This window comes from Mycobacterium interjectum, assembly GCF_900078675.2.
Taxonomy (GTDB): domain Bacteria; phylum Actinomycetota; class Actinomycetes; order Mycobacteriales; family Mycobacteriaceae; genus Mycobacterium; species Mycobacterium interjectum.
The window spans coordinates 2,656,184-2,678,996 of record NZ_LT546237.1; the positions used below are offsets into that span (position 1 = coordinate 2,656,184).

General features: G+C 67.1%; 19 protein-coding genes and 1 pseudogene. 8 read left to right on the forward strand and 12 right to left on the reverse strand.

Going from position 1 to position 22,813, the window contains the following annotated elements; all coding sequences use genetic code 11:
* Positions 1–63: 63 nt before the first annotated feature.
* The 4 genes from BN4348_RS47110 to BN4348_RS47125 are packed head-to-tail and all read left to right on the forward strand — an operon-like array spanning position 64 to position 4,788.
* Complete coding sequence (locus BN4348_RS47110; RefSeq protein WP_066914587.1) at positions 64–1,344, forward strand: amidohydrolase family protein; 1,281 nt, start codon at positions 64–66, stop codon at positions 1,342–1,344.
* Complete coding sequence (locus BN4348_RS47115) at positions 1,337–2,131, forward strand: SDR family oxidoreductase (protein ID WP_066914588.1); 795 nt, start codon at positions 1,337–1,339, stop codon at positions 2,129–2,131. Before BN4348_RS47110 ends, BN4348_RS47115 begins: the two co-directional genes overlap by 8 nt.
* Entirely contained in the window at positions 2,125–3,597 is a 1,473-nt protein-coding gene (locus BN4348_RS47120; RefSeq protein WP_066914589.1) for an aldehyde dehydrogenase family protein, read from the forward strand. The genes BN4348_RS47115 and BN4348_RS47120 overlap by 7 nt, the downstream gene beginning before the upstream one ends.
* A gap of 27 nt (positions 3,598–3,624) precedes the next feature.
* Positions 3,625–4,788 carry an NDMA-dependent alcohol dehydrogenase gene (locus tag BN4348_RS47125; protein WP_066914590.1) on the forward strand — a complete coding sequence of 388 codons (1,164 nt, stop codon included), beginning with the start codon at positions 3,625–3,627 and terminating at the stop codon, positions 4,786–4,788.
* Positions 4,789–4,851: 63 nt separating this feature from the next.
* Here the strand turns inward: BN4348_RS47125 and BN4348_RS47130 are convergent, their stop codons facing one another.
* The 7 genes from BN4348_RS47130 to fabG form a co-directional block, all read right to left on the reverse strand.
* Complete coding sequence (locus tag BN4348_RS47130) at positions 4,852–6,471, reverse strand: thiolase C-terminal domain-containing protein (protein WP_066914628.1); 1,620 nt, start codon at positions 6,469–6,471, stop codon at positions 4,852–4,854.
* A 329-nt stretch (positions 6,472–6,800) separates the two neighbouring features.
* Positions 6,801–7,163 carry a hypothetical protein gene (locus BN4348_RS47135; protein ID WP_066914591.1) on the reverse strand — a complete coding sequence of 121 codons (363 nt, stop codon included), beginning with the start codon at positions 7,161–7,163 and terminating at the stop codon, positions 6,801–6,803.
* Positions 7,164–7,232: 69 nt separating this feature from the next.
* A complete protein-coding gene (locus BN4348_RS47140; RefSeq protein WP_066914592.1) occupies positions 7,233–7,925 on the reverse strand; it encodes a GntR family transcriptional regulator in 693 nt (230 codons plus the stop codon).
* Positions 7,926–7,929: 4 nt separating this feature from the next.
* Positions 7,930–9,123, reverse strand: coding sequence for an acyl-CoA dehydrogenase family protein (locus tag BN4348_RS47145; RefSeq protein ID WP_066914593.1), 1,194 nt, complete (start codon positions 9,121–9,123; stop codon positions 7,930–7,932).
* Positions 9,120–10,322 (reverse strand): CoA transferase, encoded by a 1,203-nt coding sequence (locus BN4348_RS47150; RefSeq protein ID WP_066914594.1) that lies wholly within the window; start codon positions 10,320–10,322, stop codon positions 9,120–9,122. The genes BN4348_RS47145 and BN4348_RS47150 overlap by 4 nt, the downstream gene beginning before the upstream one ends.
* A complete protein-coding gene (locus tag BN4348_RS47155) occupies positions 10,319–11,536 on the reverse strand; it encodes an acetyl-CoA C-acetyltransferase (RefSeq protein ID WP_066914595.1) in 1,218 nt (405 codons plus the stop codon). Before BN4348_RS47155 ends, BN4348_RS47150 begins: the two co-directional genes overlap by 4 nt.
* A gap of 24 nt (positions 11,537–11,560) precedes the next feature.
* Positions 11,561–12,310: a 3-oxoacyl-ACP reductase FabG gene (fabG, locus tag BN4348_RS47160; RefSeq protein ID WP_066914596.1), complete on the reverse strand. Its 750-nt coding sequence runs from the start codon at positions 12,308–12,310 to the stop codon at positions 11,561–11,563.
* A 120-nt stretch (positions 12,311–12,430) separates the two neighbouring features.
* Here fabG and BN4348_RS47165 point away from each other — a divergent pair, with 120 nt between their 5' ends.
* From BN4348_RS47165 to BN4348_RS47175, 3 genes are read left to right on the forward strand one after another with little or no spacing between them, the layout of a single operon-like run.
* Complete coding sequence (locus BN4348_RS47165) at positions 12,431–13,603, forward strand: acyl-CoA dehydrogenase family protein (protein ID WP_066914597.1); 1,173 nt, start codon at positions 12,431–12,433, stop codon at positions 13,601–13,603.
* Positions 13,600–14,421 carry a mycofactocin-coupled SDR family oxidoreductase gene (locus BN4348_RS47170; RefSeq protein ID WP_066914598.1) on the forward strand — a complete coding sequence of 274 codons (822 nt, stop codon included), beginning with the start codon at positions 13,600–13,602 and terminating at the stop codon, positions 14,419–14,421. The genes BN4348_RS47165 and BN4348_RS47170 overlap by 4 nt, the downstream gene beginning before the upstream one ends.
* 46 nt (positions 14,422–14,467) lie before the next feature.
* Positions 14,468–14,893, forward strand: coding sequence for a pyridoxamine 5'-phosphate oxidase family protein (locus tag BN4348_RS47175; protein ID WP_066914599.1), 426 nt, complete (start codon positions 14,468–14,470; stop codon positions 14,891–14,893).
* Here BN4348_RS47175 and BN4348_RS47180 read toward each other — a convergent pair.
* The 5 genes and pseudogenes from BN4348_RS47180 to BN4348_RS47200 form a co-directional block, all read right to left on the reverse strand.
* Positions 14,890–15,966: a phosphotransferase family protein gene (locus BN4348_RS47180; RefSeq protein WP_211145741.1), complete on the reverse strand. Its 1,077-nt coding sequence runs from the start codon at positions 15,964–15,966 to the stop codon at positions 14,890–14,892. The two genes, BN4348_RS47175 and BN4348_RS47180, sit on opposite strands and share 4 nt — an antisense overlap.
* An 84-nt stretch (positions 15,967–16,050) precedes the next feature.
* Positions 16,051–17,364, reverse strand: a pseudogene (locus BN4348_RS47185) (ATP-binding cassette domain-containing protein); the annotation flags it as partial.
* 177 nt (positions 17,365–17,541) lie between these two features.
* Positions 17,542–19,107, reverse strand: coding sequence for an ABC transporter ATP-binding protein/permease (locus BN4348_RS47190; protein ID WP_066914601.1), 1,566 nt, complete (start codon positions 19,105–19,107; stop codon positions 17,542–17,544).
* Between the two features lie 269 nt (positions 19,108–19,376).
* On the reverse strand, positions 19,377–20,609 hold the full coding sequence (locus BN4348_RS47195; protein WP_066914602.1) for a fatty acid desaturase family protein: 1,233 nt from the start codon (positions 20,607–20,609) through the stop codon (positions 19,377–19,379).
* 8 nt (positions 20,610–20,617) lie between these two features.
* Positions 20,618–21,745, reverse strand: coding sequence for a ferredoxin reductase (locus tag BN4348_RS47200; RefSeq protein ID WP_066914603.1), 1,128 nt, complete (start codon positions 21,743–21,745; stop codon positions 20,618–20,620).
* 443 nt (positions 21,746–22,188) lie between these two features.
* Here BN4348_RS47200 and BN4348_RS62535 point away from each other — a divergent pair.
* A partial coding sequence (locus BN4348_RS62535; RefSeq protein ID WP_328589020.1) for a PE family protein occupies positions 22,189–22,813 on the forward strand: 625 nt, incomplete at its 3' end.

Sequence of the window (22,813 nt, forward strand, 5' to 3'; positions counted from 1 at the left end):
AACTCGAAATAGCCCCTCCCCTTTCCTGATAATCTCGCTCTCATCGTCTGTTCAAGGAGACCCATGCAGCCCGAAGACATGATCCTGGTGAGCGTCGACGACCACCTAGTCGAGCCCCCGAACCTGTTCGAAGGCAGAGTCGCAAGCAAGTACGCCGACCAGACGCCGCGAGTCATCCGCAGACCCGACGGCTCGGAGGTTTGGACGTTCAACGGTGCGATCATTCCCAACATCGGCCTCAACGCTGTCGCGGGTCGCCCACGCGAGGAGTACGGCGTCGAGCCCACCGCCTTCGACGAGATGCGACCGGGATGCTATGACATCCACGAGCGGATCAAAGACATGGACGCCGGCGGTGTGCTCGGCTCGATGTGCTTTCCCTCTTTCCCCGGCTTCGCGGGCCGGCTGTTCGCCACCCACACCGACAAGGACCTCGCGCTCGCCGTTACTCAGGCATACAACGACTGGCACATCGACGAGTGGTGTGGCACGTACCCGGGGCGCTTCCTGCCGATGGGACTGCCCGTGCTCTGGGATCCGGAATTGTGCGCCAAAGAGATCCGGCGCAATGCCGATAAAGGCTGCCACTCCGTGACTTTCACCGAGAACCCCGCCACGCTCGGATTCCCGAGCTTCCACGACGAGTACTGGGATCCGATGTGGCGGGCGCTGTCGGACACCAACACTGTGCTCTCGGTCCACTTGGGGTCCTCAGGCAAGATCACGATGACCGCCGACAACGCGCCAATCGACGTGATGATCACCTTGCAGCCGATGAATATCTGCTCCGCCGCCGCCGACCTGTTATGGTCGCGCGTCATCAAAGAGTTCCCCGACGTCCGCTTCGCCCTCTCCGAGGGCGGCACCGGCTGGATCCCCTACTTCGTCGACCGGCTCGACCGCACCTACGAAATGCATCACCTATGGACCGGCCAGGACTTTGGCGACAAACTGCCCAGTGAAGTGTTCCGCGAGCGCTTCCTGACCTGCTTCATCGCAGACCCGGTCGGCGTCAAGCTGCGCCATGACATCGGGATCGACAACATCGCCTGGGAATGCGACTACCCGCACTCCGATTCGTCATGGCCCGCAGCCGCCGAGGAGCTCGCCCTGGTCATGGCCGGGCTTCCCGACGACGAGATCAACAAAATCACCTATGAGAACGCTTGCCGTTGGTATTCGTTCGACCCGTTTGCACACCGCACCCGCGAACAGTGCACAGTCAGCGCCCTGCGCGCCGAAGCCGCTGATCACGACGTCGCGATCCGCAGCTTCGACCACGGCCGGTTCGAACGCGCTGTGGGCGCGACCCTCGGCTCCGTTAGCGCCAAGCTCGATGTCTGACAACGAACAACGTCCGCTGCGGGTCGCCGTCGTGGGCGCCTCCGCCGGTCTGGGTCGATGCATCGGCATCGGACTCGCCCGGCGGGGCGCGCACGTCGCACTGCTGGCACGTCGATACGACAGGCTGGTCGACGCCGCGAAGGAAGCCGGCAACGGCGCCGTGGCCGTCGCCTGCGACGTCACGGTAACCGAGACTTGCCAGCAGGCGATGTCCGAAGTGGTCGGTGCACTCGGCGGTCTCGACGCGCTGGTGTACACCACCGGTATGGGCGTGTTGGCGCCGCTGCGCGAGGTGACCGCAGAACAGTGGGCGCAGTTGTTCGCCACCAATGTCACCGGCGCCTCGCTCGTCACGGCAGCCGCCGCGCCGCATCTGGCCGCCGCGGGCGGCTCGGCCGTGTACCTATCGTCGCTGAGTGCGTCCTACACGACCCCGTGGCCGATGCTCGGAGCCTATGCGGTGACCAAGGGTGCGCTGGACAAGCTCGTCGAGGCCTGGCGCATCGAGCATCCGGAGATCGGCTTCACCCGTCTCGCCGTAGGTGACAGCCTCGGCGGCACCGGTGACGCGCAGACCGAGTTCAACAAAGCCTGGGACCCCGACGTTCTGGAATCGGCCATCAAGTACTGGATGGAGAACAAATACATGCTGGGCGGTCTGGTTGACGTCGAGCATCTGACCGAAGTAGTCAACGCCGTCATCCGTTGCGGCAGCAGCAGTTTCATCCCTTACCTGACCCTGGCCCCGCGCGCCTCCGACGCAGTGAAGGAACTTCGGCAATGGTGAACCACGAGTCGCGCATGCTGATCGACGGCAAGCTCGTCGAGTCCGAGACCGGACGGCAGTTCGACAACATCAACCCGGCGACCGAAGAGATCCTCGGCGCCACCAGCGATGGAACGCGCGCCGATATGGGACGCGCCATCGCCGCGGCCCGGCACGCGTTCGACAACACCGAGTGGTCGCGCGATGGCGATGCGCGCGCCGCGGGACTGCGCCAACTGCAGGCGGCGCTTGAAGCCGAACGCGAGGACCTGCGCAGCGAACTCGTCGCCGAGGTTGGCTGTCCGGTGCTGTCCACCTACGGTCCGCAACTCGACGTGCCACTCCGCGAGGCCCTTACCTGGCCCGCGGACATGATCGGCGAATTCGTCTGGAAGCGTTCGCTTCCCGATAAGGACGCATTCGGCATGGGCAGCCTGACGACCCGCGAGGTCTGGAAGGAGCCGATCGGTGTCGTCGGTGTCATCACTCCGTGGAACTTCCCTTTCGAGATCATCCTCAACAAGATCGGCCCCGTCCTGGCGATGGGCAACACCTGCGTGCTCAAGCCCGCCCCGGACACACCGTGGAACGCTACGAGGATCGGCCGCCTAATCGCAGAAAACACCGACATCCCGCCCGGCGTCATCAACATCGTCCCATCGTCGGACCACCTTGTTGGCGAGGCGATTTCGATGTCGCCGCTGATCGATATGGTGGCGTTCACCGGCTCGACGGCCACCGGCAGCCGCATCATGGCCGCCGCCGCCGAGACCGTCAAGCCCACCTTTCTCGAGCTCGGCGGCAAGTCCGTGTACCTCGTCCTTGACGAAGAGGGAGACATCGGCGGCGCGGTGGGCGGCAGCGCCTTCATCTGCATGCACGCCGGGCAGGGCTGCGCCATGCCCACCCGGCTGTTGGTGCCCAACTCGCGTTACGACGAGGCAGTCGAGATCGTCAAGACCGCAATGGAAAAGAACAAATACGGCGACCCCACGGATCCGTCGGTGCTGCAAGGGCCGTTAATTTCCAAGAAGCAGCAAGATCGGGTCCTCGGCTACATCGATCAGGGCAAGCAGGAAGGCGCCCGGCTCGTCACCGGGGGTGGGATACCCAAGCATCTGCCGAAGGGCTACTTCGTCGAGCCCACCGTGTTCGCCAACGTCAACAACAAAATGACGATCGCGCAGGAAGAGATCTTTGGACCAGTACTGTCGGTCATCGGATTCGACGGTGACGACGACGCCGTGCGCATCGCCAACGAATCGATCTACGGCCTGTCCGGCGTCGTATTCGCCCACGACCTCGACCGCGCCAAATCCGTCGCCCGTCGGATCAGAACCGGCACCATGGGCATCAACGGCGGACTCTGGTACGGCGCGGACGCGCCGTTCGGCGGCTACAAGCAATCCGGCGTCGGCCGGCAGTGCGGCATCGAGGGGCTCGAAATCTTCACCGAGACAAAGACCGTCGGCTGGCCTGCTCAGTAATGCGATTCCCCTAACGAAAGAGGCGCGATGAAGTCCAAAGCAGCGGTGTTGCGCGGTGTCGGTGTGGATTGGGAAGTCACCGAAGTAGAGCTCGATCCGCCGCACGCGGGCGAAGTGCTGGTCAAGATGGCCTACGCGGGAGTTTGTCATTCCGATGAGCACTTCTACACCGGCGACAGTGTGCCGACCGCCGAGATGGAAGAGATGATGCGGGCTTCCGGTCTTCCGGTGCCGGAATGGTTCCCGATGCTCGGTGGCCACGAGGGCTCCGGTGTCGTCGAATCGGTCGGCCCCGAGGTCAACACACTCAAACCCGGTGACCACGTGGCAATCTCGTTTCTGCCCGCCTGCGGCAATTGCCGGTGGTGCACCACCGGTTACACCTACCTGTGCGACGTTGGCGCCGACATTTACAGCAAGGCGATGACCACGGACGGCACCCGGCGCCGTCACCTCGGAGACGAGGACCTCATGGCTATGATGCAGGTCGGCACGTTCTCCGAATACGTTGTGGCATCCGAACGCTCGCTAGTCAAAGTGCATGACTGGATCCCCCTGGAGGCCGCATCCCTGGTGTCCTGCGGTGTGACAACTGGATTCGGATCGGGGTCCGTCGCGGCAGGTACCGAAGTGGGCGACACCGTCGTCGTGGTCGGTGTCGGCGGAATCGGCATGAACGCCGTGCAGGGCGCGAAGGTCGCGGGCGCCAAGCACATCATCGCCGTCGACCCCAACGAGTTCAAACGCAAGGTCGCACCGACTTTCGGTGCCACCCATACCGCAGCCGACACGGCTGCGGCGCTGGAATTGGTCAAGGAAATCACCTGGGGTGTGATGGCCGACCGGGTCGTTCTAACACCCGGGGTCGTGCCCGTGGACATGGTATTGATGGCGATGATGTTGTTGCGCAAGGGCGGAACGTGTGTGCTGACCGGGATGGCCAAGATCACCGACATGATGGTGCCGATGCTTCTCGGCGACATGGTCAGCTCGTGCAAGACGTTCAAAGGTGTGCTCTATGGCGAGATGAACCCGCGCGAGGCCATGCCGAAGCTACTGTCGATGTACGAGGCCGGCTTGATCAAGCTCGATGAGCTGGTCACGCAGAAATACAAGCTCGATGACATCAACGAGGCCATGAAAGACCTTCGCGCCGGCAAGAACATCCGCGGCGTGATCGCCTTCGAGTGAGTTACCGTCAGCGGCTAGCGCGACTGCGCAATCCCTCTTAGGAATATGCTCAGCGGCGCGGCGTCACGTCGCGCGTTGCAACAGCAGGACACCAGATGGGACTCCCCCACCCGTACTCACGACGGCGGTGCGGGCATCCTTGACCTGGCGGCCACCGGCCTGGTGGCGCAATTGCAAGACCGCCTCGTAGACGAAGCCAAAACCGTGCAGACGCCCCTCGGATAACTGGCCGCCGTGGGTGTTCAGCGGCAGTTCGCCGTTAAGCGCAATGCGCCGACCACCATCCAGCCACCCCTGGGCCTCGCCAAAACCGCAAAAGCCGAGAGCTTCGAGCCACGACACGCAGTTGAACGTGAAGCCGTCGTACAGCAGCGCAAGGTCGATGTCCTTGGGGCGCAGATCGGTTCGGCTCCATAGGTGTGCGGCCTGCCCCATGACCTGCGGCTCATGAGTGAGCGTTCCCTGATCCCACGAGATGCGTTCGGTGACCTGTGTTCCCACGGCCTCGCAGCGCACTGCCGGTCGCGGCAAATCATCGGCCACGGAGGCGTCGGACACGACAACCGCTATCGAACCGTCGCACGGAACGTCGCAGTCGTACAAACCGAATGGCGACGTGATGGGCCGCGCGGCGAAGTAGTCGTCCATCGTCATCGGGTCGCGGTAGATGGCCACCGGGTTGAGCGCCGCATGGCGCCGGGCGTTCACGGCGATCATGCCGAAGAGCTCTCGGTCGGCACCATAGCGGTGCAGATACTGGTTGGCGTTCACGCCGATCCAGTTGGCTGCCGAAGCCGCACCGAACGGCAACGACCACTGCTGCGGCCCCGCCACGCGCCCGCTGCCGCCGTGTAGCCGAAGCGCCGCGAACGTCGACTCCCACACGGTCCGGAAGCACAGGACGTGTCTGCACAGACCGGCGGCCACCGCCATCATCGCCGCGATAATCGCGCCGCCCTGGCCAGGCAAATCCATTCCGCCGTTGATCCATGTCGGGTGCAGGCGGAGTGCTTCTTCCACGGCCGCGATCCCGCCCTCGCTCATGCCCATTCCCACAGGGCCGGGGTATGTCGAAAGACCGTCAATATCAGTGAGTTCCAAACCGGCGTCGGCGACTGCGGCCAAGCATGCGTCAACGGCAAGCGAGAGCGGATCGACCATCAGCCGGCGGCCGGTGGCAGACCGGCCGACGCCGGATATCACGGATCGATGCTCGAACCGCTCGTTTGTTACCGGTCGTCGCGGTGAGGGGCACGCGGGCGCGCCTACTAGGTCCCGCTCATCCGTTGCGCCCGTGGGCTCGAACAACGGGATCCACACGTCGTCAACGCTTTCGAATCGGACAGCGACTCGCTGGCCGATGTGCACCTCCTCGGGCGAGCAGCCGCCGATGTTGGTCGTCAGCCGCACCTCGGCACACTCGTCGAGTGCAACCACCGCGACGGCGTATGGCGGCTCGAAACCGGGAAGCCACGGATGCTCGTTGACGGTATAGCCGACCACCGTCCCCGAACCCGAAACCACCGCGGGTTCGGACGATGTCGCGCGGCATGACGGGCAAATCGGCACCGGAGGGTGAATATACGTATCGCATTCGACGCAGCGTTGGATGCGCAGATTGCCGTCCTGACCCGATGTCCAGAACCATCGATTCCAGGGTGTGAGTTGTGGCAGTGGTCTCACGTCATCACCGAGGGCATTCGCCGAGCGGGTGCGCGCCATCCCCAACGGAAGCGATCACCTCTGCCTCGTCACCCTGCGGCGCCGGCCGGTGACAGTTGTGGATATATGGATTCTCATAACTGATATCGCTCATTATCGCCATCGTCTCACACGCTTCAGCCCAACACCCAAGCCGCGTCTCGCGCGGGGACAGACCAACCAGCGATCACCATTACGCGACTGTCCGCGCCGCCAAATCGTCAGACAATGACCGGAGTTGTTCACCGATGCGCCCAAGGGTGGGTTTTGGTTTGCGTGAAAGCTCGGCGGCGCCGTGCTCGAAGCCCGTCCTAGGGGACCCGCGTCCAGGGTTGGCAGTTCTGCGACTCGAAGGCCTTGACCGAAGAGTTGATGTTCGCGAACATCGGGCCGATAGAGGTGTTCGTCTGGAGCACATGGTCCTTGTTCGCGTCGGGCGTGCTGTAGGTGAACCACGAACACATCGAATCCTGGGTCGGCACGTTATTGATCCACACTCCGAAGGCCGACCCGGAACCGCCCGTGTGGTACAGGCCCGGCGCGATGTCGGGCCCTACGACAAAAACGCCATTGCCGGGGATCGGATCGAGCGGGTCGGCGACCGCCGGTGGCGCAAGGGCGATCGCCACCACGGATGCAACGAACACTGCCGATGCGCAAATCGTTCGGGGCACGTTTCCTCGCTCTATGCTGTTGCCCCCTCCGATCGCAGCCTATGCCCCGGCGTGCCTTGGCAACAACAGCTAACCTGAGGTCGGATGGCTCCCGTCGATCACGACCCCTCGCGCGGTCAGGTGCTCGATGAGCGGCACCGCGCCGGCGGCAAGGTGTTGCGACATCGCCGCCCGCGCGAGCTCGTCGTCGTGCTTTTTGAGCGCCGACAAGATCCGCCGATGATCCCTCATCGACTGCTCTGGCCAGCCCTCGATGGTGGGAAACACCGATTCCGGTGCGTACCTGGTGATCTGCGACATCAGCTGGGCGAGTTTGGGCGAATCCGCGGCCACATTGATGGCCCGGTGAAACTCATGATTAAGGCGCACGGTCCTCTCATTGTCGGCGCCGGCATAGGCCTCTTCGAGCTCCGCCTGGATCTGCTTGAGTTCGCGCAGCTGGTCGTCGGTGATGTTGACCGCGGCCCGCGCGGCGAGCTCGCCGCCAACGTAGCCCTGCACGTTCGCAACGTCGGCGACGTCGCGCCCGGTCACCGGCAGCACCACGAAGCCGCGGTGCGGCTGCTGGGCGATCAGCCCTTCGGCGCGCAGGGCGAACAGCGCCTCACGCACCGGTGTGACACTGATCCCCAGCTCCGCGGCCAGTTGATCCAGCCGGATGTAAGACCCCGCGGCGTAGCTGCCATCGAAGATCCTCGTGCGGATCAGGCGCGCGACGTCGTCGGAAAGTTGGGTTCGCGCGGCGAAATCCGGAACGCTCATCGCGTCATACCTGATACTCGGCGAGCAGTCGCTTGCTGATGATCGACTTCTGGATTTCGCTGGTCCCCTCGCCGATGAGCAGGAACGGGGCGTCGCGCATCAGCCGTTCGATCTCGTATTCCTTGGAGTAGCCGTAGCCGCCGTGGATCCGGAAGCTCTGCTGGGTGACCTCCGAACAGTATTCACTGGCAAGGTATTTGGCCATTCCGGCGGCGACGTCGTTGCGCTCGCCGGAATCCTTCAATCGCGCCGCATTCACCATCATCAGGTGCGCCGCCTCCACTTTGGTGGCCATCTCGGCCAGCTGGAAGGCGATGGCCTGGTGCTCGGCGATCGGCTTGCCGAAGGTGTGCCGCTGCTGGGCGTATCGCACGGCGAGCTCGAAGGCGCGGACGCCGATACCGCACGCCCGGGCCGAGACGTTGACCCGGCCGACCTCGATGCCGTCCATCATCTGGAAGAAGCCCTGACCCGGCGTGCCGCCGAGGACGTCGTCGGCGCTGGCCTGGTAGCCGTCGAAGATCAGCTCCGTGGTGTCGATCCCCTTGTAGCCCAGCTTGTCGATCTTGCCGGGTATCACCAGGCCGGGCACGACTTCGCCGAAACCGGTTGGCTTTTCGACGAGGAACGCGGTGAGGTTGCGGTGCGGCTTGTCGGCGCCCTCGTCGGTGCGCACCAACACGGCGATCAGCGTCGAACTGCCGCCGTTGGTCAGCCACATCTTCTGCCCGTTGATGGTGTAATTGCCGTCCGGGTTGCGCGCCGCCCGGGTTCGGATTGCGGCGACGTCGGAGCCCAGCTCCGGCTCGGACATGGAGAACGCCCCGCGGGACTCGCCGGTCGCCATCCGCGGCAGGAACCGCCGCTTCTGGGCGTCGGTGCCGTGCTGGCGCAGCATGTACGCCACGATGAAATGCGTGTTGAGCACCCCGGATACGCTCATCCACCCGCGCGCCAGCTCCTCGACGCACAGCGCGTAGGTCAACAGCGACTCCCCCAGCCCGCCGTACTCCTGGGGGATCATCAGCCCGAACAAGCCCATTTCGCGCATCTGGTCGACGATGTGCTGGGGGTAGGTGTCGCCGCGTTCGAGTTCCGGCGCGTTGGGGATTACTTCCTTGTCGACGAATTGCCTTACCGTGGCGATGATCTCGGTCTGGAAGTCGGTCAGGCCGAGGGTCTGGGCGAGTTTGGTCATGCGCTGACTTCTCCTATCGTCTGTGCGCTCGTCAGGCGCGCGATGTCCGCGGGCGTCAGCCCCAGACGTTGGGTGAGAACGTCGGCGGTGTCTTGCCCCAGCGCGGGCGCCGGCGCGCCGGCGGGGTGGACGCCGTCGAACGCCGCCGGCAGGCCGGGGGCCAAGTAGTCCCCGACGCCGGGCTGGTGCAGCCGGGAAAACAGCGGATTGGCGGTCACCTTCGGGCCCGCCGCGACGTCGGCGAAGGTGCTGTAGCGCTCGAACAGCACGGTGGTGCCCGACAGGGCGGCGGTGACCTCGTCGCCCGTGTGGTCGGCGAACCAGGCGGCGAACAGCCCCGACAGCGCGTCGCGATAGCGATAGCGGTCGCCCTCCGACCCGAAGTCCACACCCAGCGCCCCCTCGAGCGCCGACACCGCGGAGCCGGTGCCGGTCACATCGACGAGGTCGCGAAAGTGCCTGCGCGTCAAGGTGACCACCATGAACGCGGCCCCGTCGCGGCTGGTGAAGTCCTGGCCGTACTGGCCGTAGATGGCGTTGCCCAGCCGTTGCCGCTGCGTCCCGTTGACCTGAGGCTCGGTCAGCAGCCCGAGATTTCCCGCGGTGGCCAGCGCCACGTCCTCGAGCGCCAGGCTGATGCGGGCGCCCGCGCCGGCCCGGTCGCGCTGGCGGACGGCGGAGACGACGGCGAGCGCCGCATACAGGCCGCAGCACACGTCCCAGGCGGGCAGCACGTGGTTGATCGGGCCGGCATGCCCGGCCGGACCGGTGACGAGCGGGTACCCGACACCGGCGTTGACGGTGTAATCCACCGCGGTGGATCCGTCGCCGCGGCCCAGCAACTGGACGTGGATGACGTCGGACCGCATGGCGGCCAGCACGTCATGGCCCAGCCAGGGCAGGCCGGCGGCGTTGGTGACGACGATGCCGTCGCCTTCGACGATGAGGCGCTGGACCAGCTCCTGGCCCTCGGTCGAACGCAGATCGATGGTGGCCGAACGCTTTCCCTTGTTCAGCCCGGTCCAGTAGATCGACGCGCCGCCCGCGGCCAGCGGCCATCGCCGGACGTCGGAGGCCCCGCCGATCGGGTCGATACGGATCACCTGCGCGCCGAGCTGACCCAACGTCATGCCGCACAGCGGTGCCGCGACGAAGCTGGAAACCTCGACGACGGTAAGGCCGCTCAGGGGGCCGGTCACGCCGGGGCGACCCGTTCGAAGACCGCGGCGAGCCCCTGGCCGCCGCCGATGCACATGGTCTCCAACCCGTAGCGCGCCTGGCGGCGGCCCAGTTCGCGCGCCAGGGTGGCCAGCATCCTGCCGCCGGTCGCCCCGACGGGATGGCCCAGCGAGATCCCCGACCCGTGCACGTTGGTCCGGTCGTGGTCGGCGGCGCCGAAGTTCCATTCGCGCATCACCGCAAGCGCCTGCGCGGCAAAGGCTTCGTTGAGTTCGATGACATCGATGTCGGACAGCCGCAGGCCCGCCTTGGCCAGCGCGACCTCGGTGGCCGGAACCGGGCCGATGCCCATGATGTTGGGGGCCACGCCCGCCGACCCCCAGGACACCAAGCGAACCAGCGGGGTCAGCCCCAATTCGCCCGCCTTCTCGGGCGTGGTCACCACGCACATCGACGCGGCGTCGTTCTGCCCGCTGGCGTTGCCGGCCGTGACCGTCGCCTCCGGGTCCTCTTCCAGCAGAACGGGTTTGAGCTTGCTCAGCGACTCCACCGAGGTGTCGGCGCGCGGATGCTCGTCGGTGTCGATCAGTTCCTCTCCCTGACGCGTGCGCACCGCAACTCCGATGATCTCCTCGGCCATGACGCCGTCCTTCTGCGCGGCTACGGCGCGCTGGTGCGAGCGCACCGCCAGCTCGTCTTGCTCGAGACGCGAAATGCCATACTGGCGGCGCAGATTCTCGGCGGTCTCCAGCATGCCGCCCGGCACCGGGTAGTGCCGCCCACCGGCGGTGGTGCGCCCCCGTGCGAGCCCGTCGTGCACCCGGACGCCGCTACGCGCTCCGCCCCAGCGCATGTCGGTGGAGTAGAACGCGACGTTGCTCATGCTTTCGCAGCCGCCGGCGATGACGAGGTCGTTGTCGCCGGTGCCGACTTGCAGGCACGCCTGGATCACCGCCTGCAGCCCCGACCCGCAGCGGCGGTCGACCTGCATGCCCGGAACCGTCACCGGCAGGCCGGAATCCAACGCGACGACGCGCCCGATCGCGGGCGCCTCGCTGCTGGGGTAGCAGTGGCCGAGGATGACGTCCTCGACCGCCTCGGGCGAAATTCCGGTCCGCTCGAGCAGCCCCTTGAGGGCGGCGACGCCGAGGTCGACGGCGCTCAGCGACTTGAACATTCCGCCGTAGCGGCCGATCGGCGTGCGTACGGGCTCGCAGATGACGGTTTCGCGCATTGGCCCTCCTCGGTTCCCGTCCGCTCAGATGTGCCGGCCGCCGGTGACTTCCATCACGGTGCCGGTCATGTAGGAGGACAGATCGGAGGCCAAGAACAGGGCGACGCTGGCGACTTCGCTGGGCTCACCGGCGCGGCCCATCGGGATCTCGGCCACCTTCTCGTCCCAAATGCGTTGCGGCATGGCCTCCGTCATGGCCGAGCGAATCAGGCCAGGGGCGATCGCGTTGACCCGGACGCCCAGGTACGCAAGCTCCTTGGCCGCGGCCTTGGTCATCCCGACGATGCCGGCCTTGGCCGCCGAATAATTGGTCTGGCCGATCATGCCGACCTTGCCCGACACCGACGACATGTTCACGATGGCGCCGCGCTTGTTTTCGCGCATGACCGCCGCCGCCAGCCGGGTGCCGTGCCAGGTTCCCTTCAGGTGCACGTCGATGACCTGATCGAACTGCTCTTCGGTCATCTTGCGCATCGTCGCGTCGCGGGTGATTCCGGCGTTGTTGACCATGATGTCGAGGCCGCCGAAACGGTCGATGGCGGTCTGGATCAAGGCTTCGACGTCGGCCGCCCGCGTCACGTCGCAGCGCACCGCCAACGCGACGTCGCCGCCGCCCAATTCTTTGGCCGCGACTTCGGTTGCCTCCAGGTTCAGGTCACCGAGCACCACCCGCGCGCCCTCGGCGACGAATCGCTGCGCGATGGCGAAGCCCAGCCCTTGTGCACCTCCTGTGACGACCGCCGTCTGACCGTTCAGCAACGACACCTGAATCACGCCTCCCTTGGGTTCGCTTGCGTCGTGGGGTACCCGACGGTCGAATATCATATTTCATATAGGATCGCGGGCGCCGGGTGGGTGAGCCCGAGCGATGAGTGCCACAGAGGAGCGTCCGCCATGACCACCGCCGAAGTCCAGGAAGTGCCCGACGAGGACTTCCGGGACATCCTTGCCCAGACCCGCCACTTCGTGCGCACCGCCGTCCTCCCGCGCGAGCAGGAGATCCTGACCGACGACCGGGTGCCGGACGATCTGCGCGACCAGGCCAAGAAGATGGGCCTGTTCGGGTACGCGATCCCGCAGCGGTGGGGCGGCCTGGGCCTGAACCTGGTCCAAGACGTCGAGCTGGCAATGGAATTGGGCTACACCTCGCTGGCCGTTCGGTCGATGTTCGGCACCAACAACGGCATCGCCGGGCAGGTGCTCGTCGGCTTCGGCACCGACGGGCAAAAGCGCCGCTGGCTGGAGTCGATGGCCTCCGGCGAGGTCGTCGCCTCGTTCGCGCTGACCGAACCCGGCGCCGGATCGAACCCGGCCGGCCTGCGGACCAGGGCCGTCCGCGACGGCGATCAGTGGGTGATCTCCGGTGACAAGCGCTTCATCACCAACGCGCCGGTCGCCAACCTGTTCGTGGTGTTCGCGCGCACCAGGCCCGCCGACGAGCAGGGCCCGGGGATCGCGGTCTTTTTGGTGCCGGCGGACGCCGCGGGCGTTCGGGTGGGCGCCAAGGACGCGAAGATGGGTCAGGAAGGCGCGTGGACCGCCGACGTCAGCTTCGACGACGTCCGCGTCGGGAACGACGCGCTGATCGGCGGCAGCGAGGACATCGGCTACCGGGCGGCGATGACCTCCCTGGCCCGTGGCCGGGTCCACATCGCCGCCCTCGCGGTGGGCGCCGCCCAGCGCGCGCTCGACGAGTCCGTGGCGTATGCCGCCACCGCGACCCAGGGCGGGACGCCGATCGGTGGGTTTCAGTTGGTGCAGGCGATGATCGCCGACCAGCAGACCGGGGTGCTCGCCGGTCGCGCGCTGGTCCGCGACGCCGCGCGGCAGTGGGTCACCAACTCCGACCGCCGGGTCGCGCCGTCGGCGGCCAAGCTGTTTTGCACTGAGATGGCCGGAAAGGTCGCCGATCTCGCGGTGCAGATCCACGGCGGCAGCGGCTACATGCACGGGGTCCCGGTCGAGCGCATCTACCGCGACGTGCGCCTGCTGCGGCTGTACGAGGGCACCAGCGAGATCCAGCGTCTGATCATCGGGTCGAACCTGGTCAAGGCGGCGCAGCGATGAGCGGCCGGCTCGAGGGACGAGTCGCGTTCATCACGGGCGCGGCACGCGGCCAGGGTCGGGCGCACGCCGTTCGGATGGCCCGGGAGGGTGCCGACATCATCGCCGTCGATATCGCGGGCAAGCTCCCGTCGTGTGTCCCCTACGATTCGGCCACTCCCGACGACTTCGCCGAGACCGTCCGCCTGGTCGAAGGGACCGGCCGTCGAATCTTGGCCACGGCGACCGACGTTCGCGACTTCGACGAGCTGCGCCGGGTTGTCGACGACGGCGTCGCCGCCTTGGGCCGCCTGGACATCATCGTCGCCAACGCCGGCATCTCGGCTCCGCAGGCCTGGCACGACATCACGCCCGAAACGTTCGGCGACGTCATGGAGATCAACGTGACCGGCACCTGGAACACCGTGATGGCCGGCGCCGACAGGATCATCGAGGGCGGCCGCGGCGGTTCGATCATCCTGATCAGTTCCGCGGCCGGCATGAAGCTGCAGCCGTTCATGGTGCACTACACCACCAGCAAGCACGCCGTCGCCGGGATGGCGCGCGCGTTCGCCGCCGAGTTGGGCAAGCACTCGATCCGGGTCAACAGCGTGCATCCGGGGCCGGTGAACACCCCGATGGGATCCGGCGACATGGTCGCGGCGATGGGCAGGGCGATGGAGACCAACCCGCAACTGGCCAACATGCTCACCCCATTCCTGCCCAACTGGGCCGCCGAGCCGGAAGAGGTGGCCGACGCCGTGTGCTGGCTGGCCAGCGACGAAGCGCGCAACATCACCGCCGCCCAGATCCCGGTCGACCAGGGCTCGACGCAGTACTGAGGGGAGCGCCGGGAATAGCGGTTGCGGTCCGGCGTTCGTAGTGCGCATGAGGAGTTTCAGCGAAGCCGAATGTCAGGAGTTTCTCGCCGCCACGCACGTCGCGGTGCTGTCCGTCGCCGCCGACGGCCGGCCGCCGGCCAGCGTCCCGATCTGGTACGACTACACGCCCGGCGGGAACATCCGGATCATGACCGGGGCGTCCACCCGCAAGGCCCGGCTCATCGAGCGCGCCGGCGCGGTGACCCTGGTGGTGCAGCGCGAGGAGCCGCCGTACCAGTACGTGGTGGTCGAGGGCACCGTCGTCGACACCACCACGCCCGCCCCGGCCGACGTGCAGGAATCCATCGCCATTCGGTACCTCGGCGAGGAAGGCGGCCGCGCGTTCGTCAGCAGCATGGCGGGCGTCGAGGAGGTGCTCTTCACCATCCGGCCCGACAAGTGGTTGTCCGCCGATTTCACCGGCGACCTCTAACCGACCAGCTCCAGCGTCCCGAGCTCGCGGATGGCCTGGCAGCCGCGGGCGAGCATGGCCAGCACCATGTCGTCGCCGCGCTCGGTGGCGGCCGCGAACGCGAACCCCAGCGCCGAGATCAGCGGCGCCTGCATCACCCCCAGCCGGTAATCGCGCCAGCAGGTCTCCCGGTCGTAGCCGGTGACCCCGAAGCGCGAGAGCTCCCGGTGATAGGCGGCGACGAGCTCTTCCTCGATGGTGGCCCGCAGCTGCGGATCCAGGCTGGTCGCGGTGAAGTAGGCGAGATCCCTGGCCGGCAGGCCCACGCCGAGGGTCTGCCAGTCGACCACGCTGACCCGCGTTCGGTCCGGGTCGAACAGCATGTTGTCCAGCCGGTAGTCGCCGTGCAGCAAGGCGAAGCGGTCGTACTCGGCCAGCAGCCACGGTGCCACCAAACCCATTGCCGCACTGAAGGTGTCGCAGTCCTGCGGGGTCATTCGATCGCCCAGCTTCTCGAGCGTGATGCCGGCGCTCATCTTCGCCACCTCGCCCATACCGTGGGCCCCGGCTTCGTCCGGCCGGCCAAAGCCGATGCCTTCGAAATCCAGCCAGACCGGATCACACCAGCTGGGCGCGTGCAGGCCGGCCAGGGCGGTCACCGCCAGGTGCGCTTCGGCTGCGCCGCAGCCGGCGAGCTGATCGCCCTGCACCGCCGGCGCTTGATCGGCGAGTAGCAGCGCGAAATCCATTGCATCCTCGCTGATCTCGCAGTAGAAGCATTCCGGCGTCGGCACCCGCACCCGATCGGCCACCGATGAATAGAACGCGCATTCGCTGCGATATCCGATCACGACGCGGTCGCGCACGGTGTCGTCCTGCGCGGGCAGCTTGATCACAAAGGTCTGCGGCAGGTTTCCCGGATCCGTCGCATACCTGGCCGTCACGCGGTAGGTCGCGCCGGTCTGGCCGGTGCCGATGGCAGCCACCTCGACGCCGGCGACCTCGACGGGTGCGCCGCGCCCGGCGAGCGCTGCCGAAAGCCATTCGGGCGTCACGTCGCCGGGGTACCGCGGAATCGACACGACAGCACCCATATGCACGCCTCCAAGCATTCCCGACGGTCGACTGACCGCCTCACTGTAAGGCATACGGCAAGCGTCGCGGTCGGCTATGCCGACTTACTCGGCGGCGATCCGCCACTCCGCGGCATCGTGCTGCTGTCGCCAGAATTCGTCGAAACGCCCGCCCGCGGCGAGCAGTTCGTCGACGGTGCCGTCCTCGACCACCCGGCCGTTGTCCAGGAACAGCACTCGGTCGGCGTGCCGAATGCTGGCCAGGCGGTGGGCGACGATCACCCGTGTGCGCGCCCGCGGATCGGCGGTGAGCGCGCCGACCACCGCCGCCTCGTTCTCGGTGTCCAGGGCGCTGGTCGCCTCGTCGACCAACAGGATCGGCGCGTCTTTGAGCAAAGCGCGCGCGATGCTGACCCGTTGTCGTTCCCCGCCGGACAGCGTCGACCCGGCCTCGCCGACGATCGCGTCGGCGCCGTCGGGCAGGCGGCCGGTGAGTTCGTCGACCCGCGCCAGTGCGACCGCCCGCTCGAACTGCGCGTCGCCGGCGGACGGGTTTCCGGCGAAGACGTTGTCGCGGATGGTCCCGTGGAACAGGTAGGGATGCTGGAAGACGACGCTGGCGGCCGCGCGCCGCGCCCCGGCATCCAGGATCGCCGCGTCGACGCCGTCGATGAGCACCCGGCCACGGGTGGGCTCGTGCAGGCCGGCGATCAGCGCCAGGACCGTGCTCTTGCCCGAGCCGGAGGGGCCGACGATCGCCGTCGCGCTGCCCCGCGGCAACGAGAAGCTGACGCCGTCGAGCACCGGCCGGGTGGAGTCCCGGTAGGCGAAGGTGACGTCGTCGAACTCGATGCGGGGGGCCGACGAGCCGTCGGGCACCGTCGCGGCGCCGACCTTGAGGACCGGCGCGGTGAGCACGAGACGGATGCGGTCCAGGGTGGCGCGGGTGCTCTCCAGGGCCGGGGCCAGTTCGCTGATGGTGGTGAACGGCTCGAGGTAGCGGGCGATCACGACGATNAACCGGCCCGCGGCCTGGGCGCGCCAGCTGCCCCTCGAGGGCGACGCGGTCGTCGGCGGCGGTGGTAGGGGTTGTGGCGCAACGCTTTCGGGCTCGTCGCCGCGGCTGGTGCCCATCGCCCGCCCGGCGCTCCAATACGCCTGGGCGTGGATCTCGGACTTGGGGAACCCAAACTCGCCGCGCAGCCGGGTTCGGACATGCTTGAGCGTGGTGGCCTCGGGCGTAGCCCAGGCGTACCAGTCCGACCAGTCCCGGCTCTCGATCGCCGCGGCAAGCGACCTCTCGTCGCGGCGCGCCACCCAATGCACCTGCAGCCGCGGGTGCTTCGCGAGCGGGATCAGCGTGTCGTTGTCGTCGTGCTGCTCGAGGTATAACTCGATCGGGACGTCGTCGGGGACGGTTCCNGAGCCAGCCCAGCCACACCAGCGCGCGGTGCGGGACGGCGAACAGCGCGCCCACCAGCGGCACCAGCAGCACGGTGGCCACGGCCCGCACCGCCACCGAGGTCAGGGCGAGCGCGGCGTAGGCGATCACTTTGGCGCGGCGGTCGGGTGGGACGAGCCCGATCCAGGTCCTGATCATCGCGCCACCTCCGGTGCCACGGCCGGGACCCGACCGGTGTCCCACAGCCGCCGGTAGCGTCCGTCCACGGCGAGCAACTCGTCGTGGGTGCCGCGTTCGGCGATACGGCCATGGTCGAGCACGACGATCTGGTCGGCCCGGGTGATGGTGTGCAGGCGATGGGCGATGACCAGCACGGTGCGCTCCCGGGTGAGTCGGTTGAGCGCTTGCTGCACAAGGTATTCCGATTCCGGGTCGGCGAACGCCGTCGCCTCGTCGAGGATCAGCACCGGGGTGTCGGCGAGGATGGCGCGGGCGATGGTCAGCCGCTGGCGTTCGCCGCCCGACAGCCCGGCGCCGGCGCCCAGCACGGTGTCGTAGCCCCCCGGCAGTCGCATGATGCGGTCGTGGATTTGCGCCTGGCGCGCCGCGGCCTCGATTCGTTCGGCGGTGGCGTCCCGCACGGCCAGCGCGATGTTCTGCGCGACGGTGCCGTGCACGAGCTGCGCTTCCTGCAGCACGAAACCGACTCGCGTGTAGAGTTCGTCGGCCGTCAGCGATCGAATGTCCTGCCCACCAACGCGTATCGCGCCCCCTTCGACGTCGTGGAACCGGGCGAGCAGCGCGGCCAGTGTCGACTTCCCGGAGCCCGACGGGCCGACGAGCGCGGTCACGGTGCCGGGCCGCAGCGTCAGCGAGACGTCCCGGATGACCGGCACGCCGGGGCGGTAGCCGAAGCTGACCCGATCGAACACCACCGTCGCCCGGGCGTCGGCTGTCGGCGCTTCGGCCGGTAGCGTTTCGAGTTCGGGCTCGTCGAGGGTGTTCTGCAGCCGCCGGGCGGCCAGCGTCCCGGCGCGGATGCCACCGAGGCCGTAGGCGATGCCGAGCAGGCGCGCGCCGAAGGTGGTGCCCAGCAACAGGAACGGCAACAGGTTGACCGGATCCATCCGGCCGGTGACTACCAGCAGGGTGCCCGCGAGCGCGATGATCCACAGGAACGTCGCGGGGCGCGTGGCCAGATCCATCAGCGTTTTCTTCCCGGCGAGGGGCCGTTGCCACGCCACCAGGAAACCGATGTACTCGTCGAGGCGGCGGCGGAAGCTGGACGCCGCGGCGCCGCCGAAGACGCGAATCACCGGCTGCCCCTCGAGATACGCGCCGGCCTCCCCGCTCATCCTCTCCGCCCAGCGCTGCGATTGCGGGATGCGCGGGCCGGACTGAATCGTGATGGACGACGTCAGCACCAGGTAGACCAGGACGGGCACGAACAGCACTAGCGCCANCGTCGACGCGGGGCCCGCCGGCTCGTGCAGCACGACGTCGACCGCGAAGCGGCCGGCGGCCGCGTCCGCCTCCGAGATCGTGTACGCGCGCTGGAACTCGGTGCCCGAGCCGTCGGGGTCGGGAAACCAGAACCGCAGCCACGCCGCGGGTTCGGCCTCCGCGTCCTCGAACAAGGTGGGCGACTCCAGCCGAATCCGCACGAAATGCGGTGCGATGCGGTCGGTTTCGATCACCGTCGCCATGTGGTCGCGGGCACCGAAACTGCGCAGCATCACGCCCTGGAAGCCGCGCGCCATCAGCGGTCCGCCCCGACGACCTCTGTCTCAGCGATCAGCGGCGGCCGGCCGCCCCGACGTGACGCAACCGACTGCATTCAGCACCCCTCCGGGTAGGTAAGTTACCCACAAACTAAGGGTTGCCTTACCAAAGGTCAACCTGGGGTGCCGGCTCCCCAGCCCGCCCGGACCCCTTCGTGCGTCGAGATCGGCGAAACCGTGACCTCTAGTCGAACTTTTTCGCGCCGGCGTCGATCCGGGCGAGCCTTGGCCAACCTCGGGGGCGCCGCCTACGCCGCGTGCCCGGACCCCCGCAACTCCCGCAGGGCGGTGCGCAGGCCCCGCCGTTTGCCGGTCTCGCGGTCGACGAAGCTTTCCCGCAGGCCCTGGCGGACGCGGAACTTCAGCTCCGAGCGCGTCTCGGGGGCATCGTCGGGCGTCGCCTGGAGAAGTTTGTCGGGCAGGGCAAGTTTGAGAATCGTCCAGAACGTCTGCAGGTATTGGCGGCCAAGGGATCCCGTGGTGTATGGCAGGTCGTACTTGTCGCACAGCTCACGCACCCGCACGGCGATCTCGGCGTAGCGATTGCTGGGCAGGTCCGGGAAGAGATGGTGCTCGATCTGGTAGCAGAGGTTGCCGCTCATGAAGGCCATCAAAGGGCCGGCGTTGAAGTTCGCCGATCCGAGCATCTGCCGCAGGTACCACTCCCCCTTCGTCTCGTTCTCGAACTCCTCGACGGTGAATTTCTCCGCACCGTCGGGGAAGTGGCCGCAGAAGATCACCATGTACGCCCAGAGGTTGCGGATCAGGTTGGCCGTCATGTTGGCCTTGATGGTGCGCTTCCAGTTGCGTCCGGTCAGCGCGGGGAAGATCACGTAGTCCTTGCCCTCCTGCTTGAGGACCTTCTTGCCGATCACCCGCAGATCTTTGGCCGCCTCGGCATAGCTCTTTTCCTTCTTGCGCAGCTTGGCCGTCTCGATGTGGTGCAGGGCGACGCCGTACTGGAAGAACGTGCCCAGCAGGATGTTGTAAATCGGGTTGCCCAGCATCCAGGGTTCCCACGGTTCGTCGCGGGTCACGCGCATGATCCCGTAGCCCACGTCGGCGTCGAGCCCGACGACGTTGGTGTACTTGTGGTGGACGAAGTTGTGGGAATGCTTCCACTGCACACTCGGGCAGGTGGTGTCCCACTCCCACTCCGTGGAGTGGATCTCCGGGTCGTTCATCCAGTCCCATTGGCCGTGGATGATGTTGTGGCCCAGCTCCATGTTCTCGATGATTTTCGCGCTGGCGAGCATGCCGGTGCCGGCGAGCCACGCCAGCTTGTTGTGGCTGGCGAACAACACGATTCGACCGCCGGCGGCCAACGCGCGCTGCAGCTGAATGGACCGGCGAATGTAACGGGCGTCGCGCTCGCCGCGCGATTCCTCGATGTCGGCGCGGATCGCGTCCAGCTCCTGCGCGAGCTGATCGATGTCCTCGGTGGTCAGGTGCGCGTATGCCTTGATGTCGGTGATTGCCATGGGTTCCCCTAGATCTTGATGGTGCAGTTTCCGGATGCCGTGGAGATGCAGGTCTGGATGCGATCGCCTGCGCCGTGCTCGGTCCCCGACCTGACGTCGCGCACGTGCCCCGCCTCCAGCGGCAGCACGCACGTCTGGCAGATGCCCATCCGGCACCCGAAGGGCATCTGGATCCCCACCTGTTCGCCGGCCTCCATAATCGATGTGGCACCGTCGATTTCGATGGTCTTATCGGAGATGGCGAAGGTGACGGTTCCGCCCTCGCCGCCCTTGTCGGTGGCCGCGATCGTGAAGCGCTCCATGTGCAGCTGATCGCTGCAGCCCGCCTCTTTCCACGCCTCGTCGACGGAGTCCAGCAACGCGGACGGTCCGCACACCCAGGCGGGGCGCTCCCGCCAGTCGGCGACGATGTCGGCCAGCTGCCCGAAATCGATATGGCCCTGAGTTTTGGTGAGCTGCAAGTGAAGTCGGTAACCGGGCTGGGCCTTCTCCAGTTCGCGCAGCTCGTCGTGAAAGATCACATCGTCCGCGCTGGGCGCCGAGTGGATGTGCGCGATGTCCGCCTGCTGGCCGCGCGCCCTGAGGGTGCGCAGCATGGCCATCACCGGGGTGATCCCGCTGCCGGCGGTGATGAAGAGGATCTTGGCCGGCGGCGGATCGGGCAGCGCGAAGTCTCCCTTGGGCGACGCCAACCGCACGATCGTGCCCGGTTTGACGCCGTTGACCAGGTGGGTCGACAGAAAACCTTCGGGGGTGGCCTTGACGGTGATGGTGATGTTTTTGTTGTCGCGCCGTGGGATCGAGGTCAACGAATAGGAGCGCCAGTGCCATCGGCCGTCGATCCGCAGGCCGATGCCGACGTATTGGCCCGGCTTGTAGCTGCCCGAAAAGCCCCAGCCGGGCTTGATCGTGACGGTCGCCGAGTCGGCGGTTTCGGGGCGCACGTCGACGATGAGGCCGCGCAACTCCCGCGCCGACCACAGCGGGTTGAGCAGCTTGAGGTAGTCGTCGGGCAGCAGCGGGGTCGTCGCCCGGGCGGCCAGCCCGCGCGGCACATTGACCCAGGATCTGGCGGTCTGCACGCCCCTCGCGGGCGCGGTGCTCCATCGGGTGAGGCTGCGAAGCGGAGAACCCATAAGTCATCCCTGCGGTCTGATCGAGGTTGCAGCGGGCCGAGCGGCTCACGCTTCCCCATCGGCTTCCCAACCGCAGCGTTCGATAAACACGTGTTCTCCGAGTCGACGCAATCGTCGACGTCCGGGCGCCGGCTGCCTGTGCGTTTAATGCCGTCTGCGGATGAGGACGGCATTCGACACGAGACCAGTTGGTGTATACCGAACCGCGTCGCCGGGTGTCGCGACGGTGCACGCGGTTAATGATGGTCACGTCGGGACAGGCGAGATTCTCACAGAAGCCGGCGAGAAGGCCCGGGGACGGCGGACGACAACTGTCCGGCGTCAGCGGCCGGTGGTCGGGACCTAGCCCTATCGCAGCCGCCATCCGGCACCTTATTCTCTCGTAACTTGGTGCCGTTCATCCGATTCACCCGGATGTAGTGACGACCTGATTAGAGGTAGCGATGTCGTATCTGGCGGTGGCCCCAGAGTTCCTCAGTTCGACGGCCATGGATTTGTCGAAGATCGGCTCGGCGGTCACAGCTGCGCATACCGCAGCCGCGGCCCCGACGGCAGGGGTGGTGGCCGCGGCGGAAGACGAGGTGTCGGCGGCGGTCGCGTCGCTGTTTTCCAGCCACGGCCGGCAGTTTCAGGCGCTCAGCACTCAGGCGGCGGCCTTTCACGCCCAGTTCGTGCAGGCGCTGAGCGGCGCGGGTGGCGGGTATGCGGCCGCCGAGGCGGCCAACGTGTCCCCGTTGCACACCCTCGAACAAGCGGCCTCGGGCATTCAGTCATTCTCGCCCTGGCGGAGCCTGACGGGGCGGCCGCTGTTCGGCGATGGCACCAATGGGGCGCCGGGGACAGGGCAGGCCGGTGGACCGGGTGGCTGGCTTTTCGGCAATGGCGGGAACGGCGGGTCGGGTGCGGCGGGGCAGGACGGTGGGGCCGGCGGATCGGCCTTCTTGTTCGGTCGCGGCGGGGCGGGCGGTGGCGGCGGTGTCGGCACCACCGGCGGCACCGGCCAGGATGGCGGGATGGGCGGGTCCGGCGGGGCCGGCGGGGCCGGCGGGCTGCTGTTCGGCGCCGGCG

Coding starts and splice junctions, on each gene's coding strand:
- BN4348_RS47110 (WP_066914587.1), top strand. CDS start 64: ATGCAGCCCGAAGACATGATCCTGGTGAGCGTCGACGACCACCTAGTC.
- BN4348_RS47170 (WP_066914598.1), top strand. CDS start 13,600: ATGAGCGGCCGGCTCGAGGGACGAGTCGCGTTCATCACGGGCGCGGCA.
- BN4348_RS47115 (WP_066914588.1), top strand. CDS start 1,337: ATGTCTGACAACGAACAACGTCCGCTGCGGGTCGCCGTCGTGGGCGCC.
- BN4348_RS47195 (WP_066914602.1), bottom strand. CDS start 20,609: ATGGCAATCACCGACATCAAGGCATACGCGCACCTGACCACCGAGGAC.
- BN4348_RS47155 (WP_066914595.1), bottom strand. CDS start 11,536: ATGCGCGAAACCGTCATCTGCGAGCCCGTACGCACGCCGATCGGCCGC.
- BN4348_RS47200 (WP_066914603.1), bottom strand. CDS start 21,745: ATGGGTTCTCCGCTTCGCAGCCTCACCCGATGGAGCACCGCGCCCGCG.
- BN4348_RS47165 (WP_066914597.1), top strand. CDS start 12,431: ATGACCACCGCCGAAGTCCAGGAAGTGCCCGACGAGGACTTCCGGGAC.
- BN4348_RS47180 (WP_211145741.1), bottom strand. CDS start 15,966: ATGGGTGCTGTCGTGTCGATTCCGCGGTACCCCGGCGACGTGACGCCC.
- BN4348_RS47140 (WP_066914592.1), bottom strand. CDS start 7,925: ATGAGCGTTCCGGATTTCGCCGCGCGAACCCAACTTTCCGACGACGTC.
- BN4348_RS47175 (WP_066914599.1), top strand. CDS start 14,468: ATGAGGAGTTTCAGCGAAGCCGAATGTCAGGAGTTTCTCGCCGCCACG.
- BN4348_RS47120 (WP_066914589.1), top strand. CDS start 2,125: ATGGTGAACCACGAGTCGCGCATGCTGATCGACGGCAAGCTCGTCGAG.
- BN4348_RS47125 (WP_066914590.1), top strand. CDS start 3,625: ATGAAGTCCAAAGCAGCGGTGTTGCGCGGTGTCGGTGTGGATTGGGAA.
- BN4348_RS47145 (WP_066914593.1), bottom strand. CDS start 9,123: ATGACCAAACTCGCCCAGACCCTCGGCCTGACCGACTTCCAGACCGAG.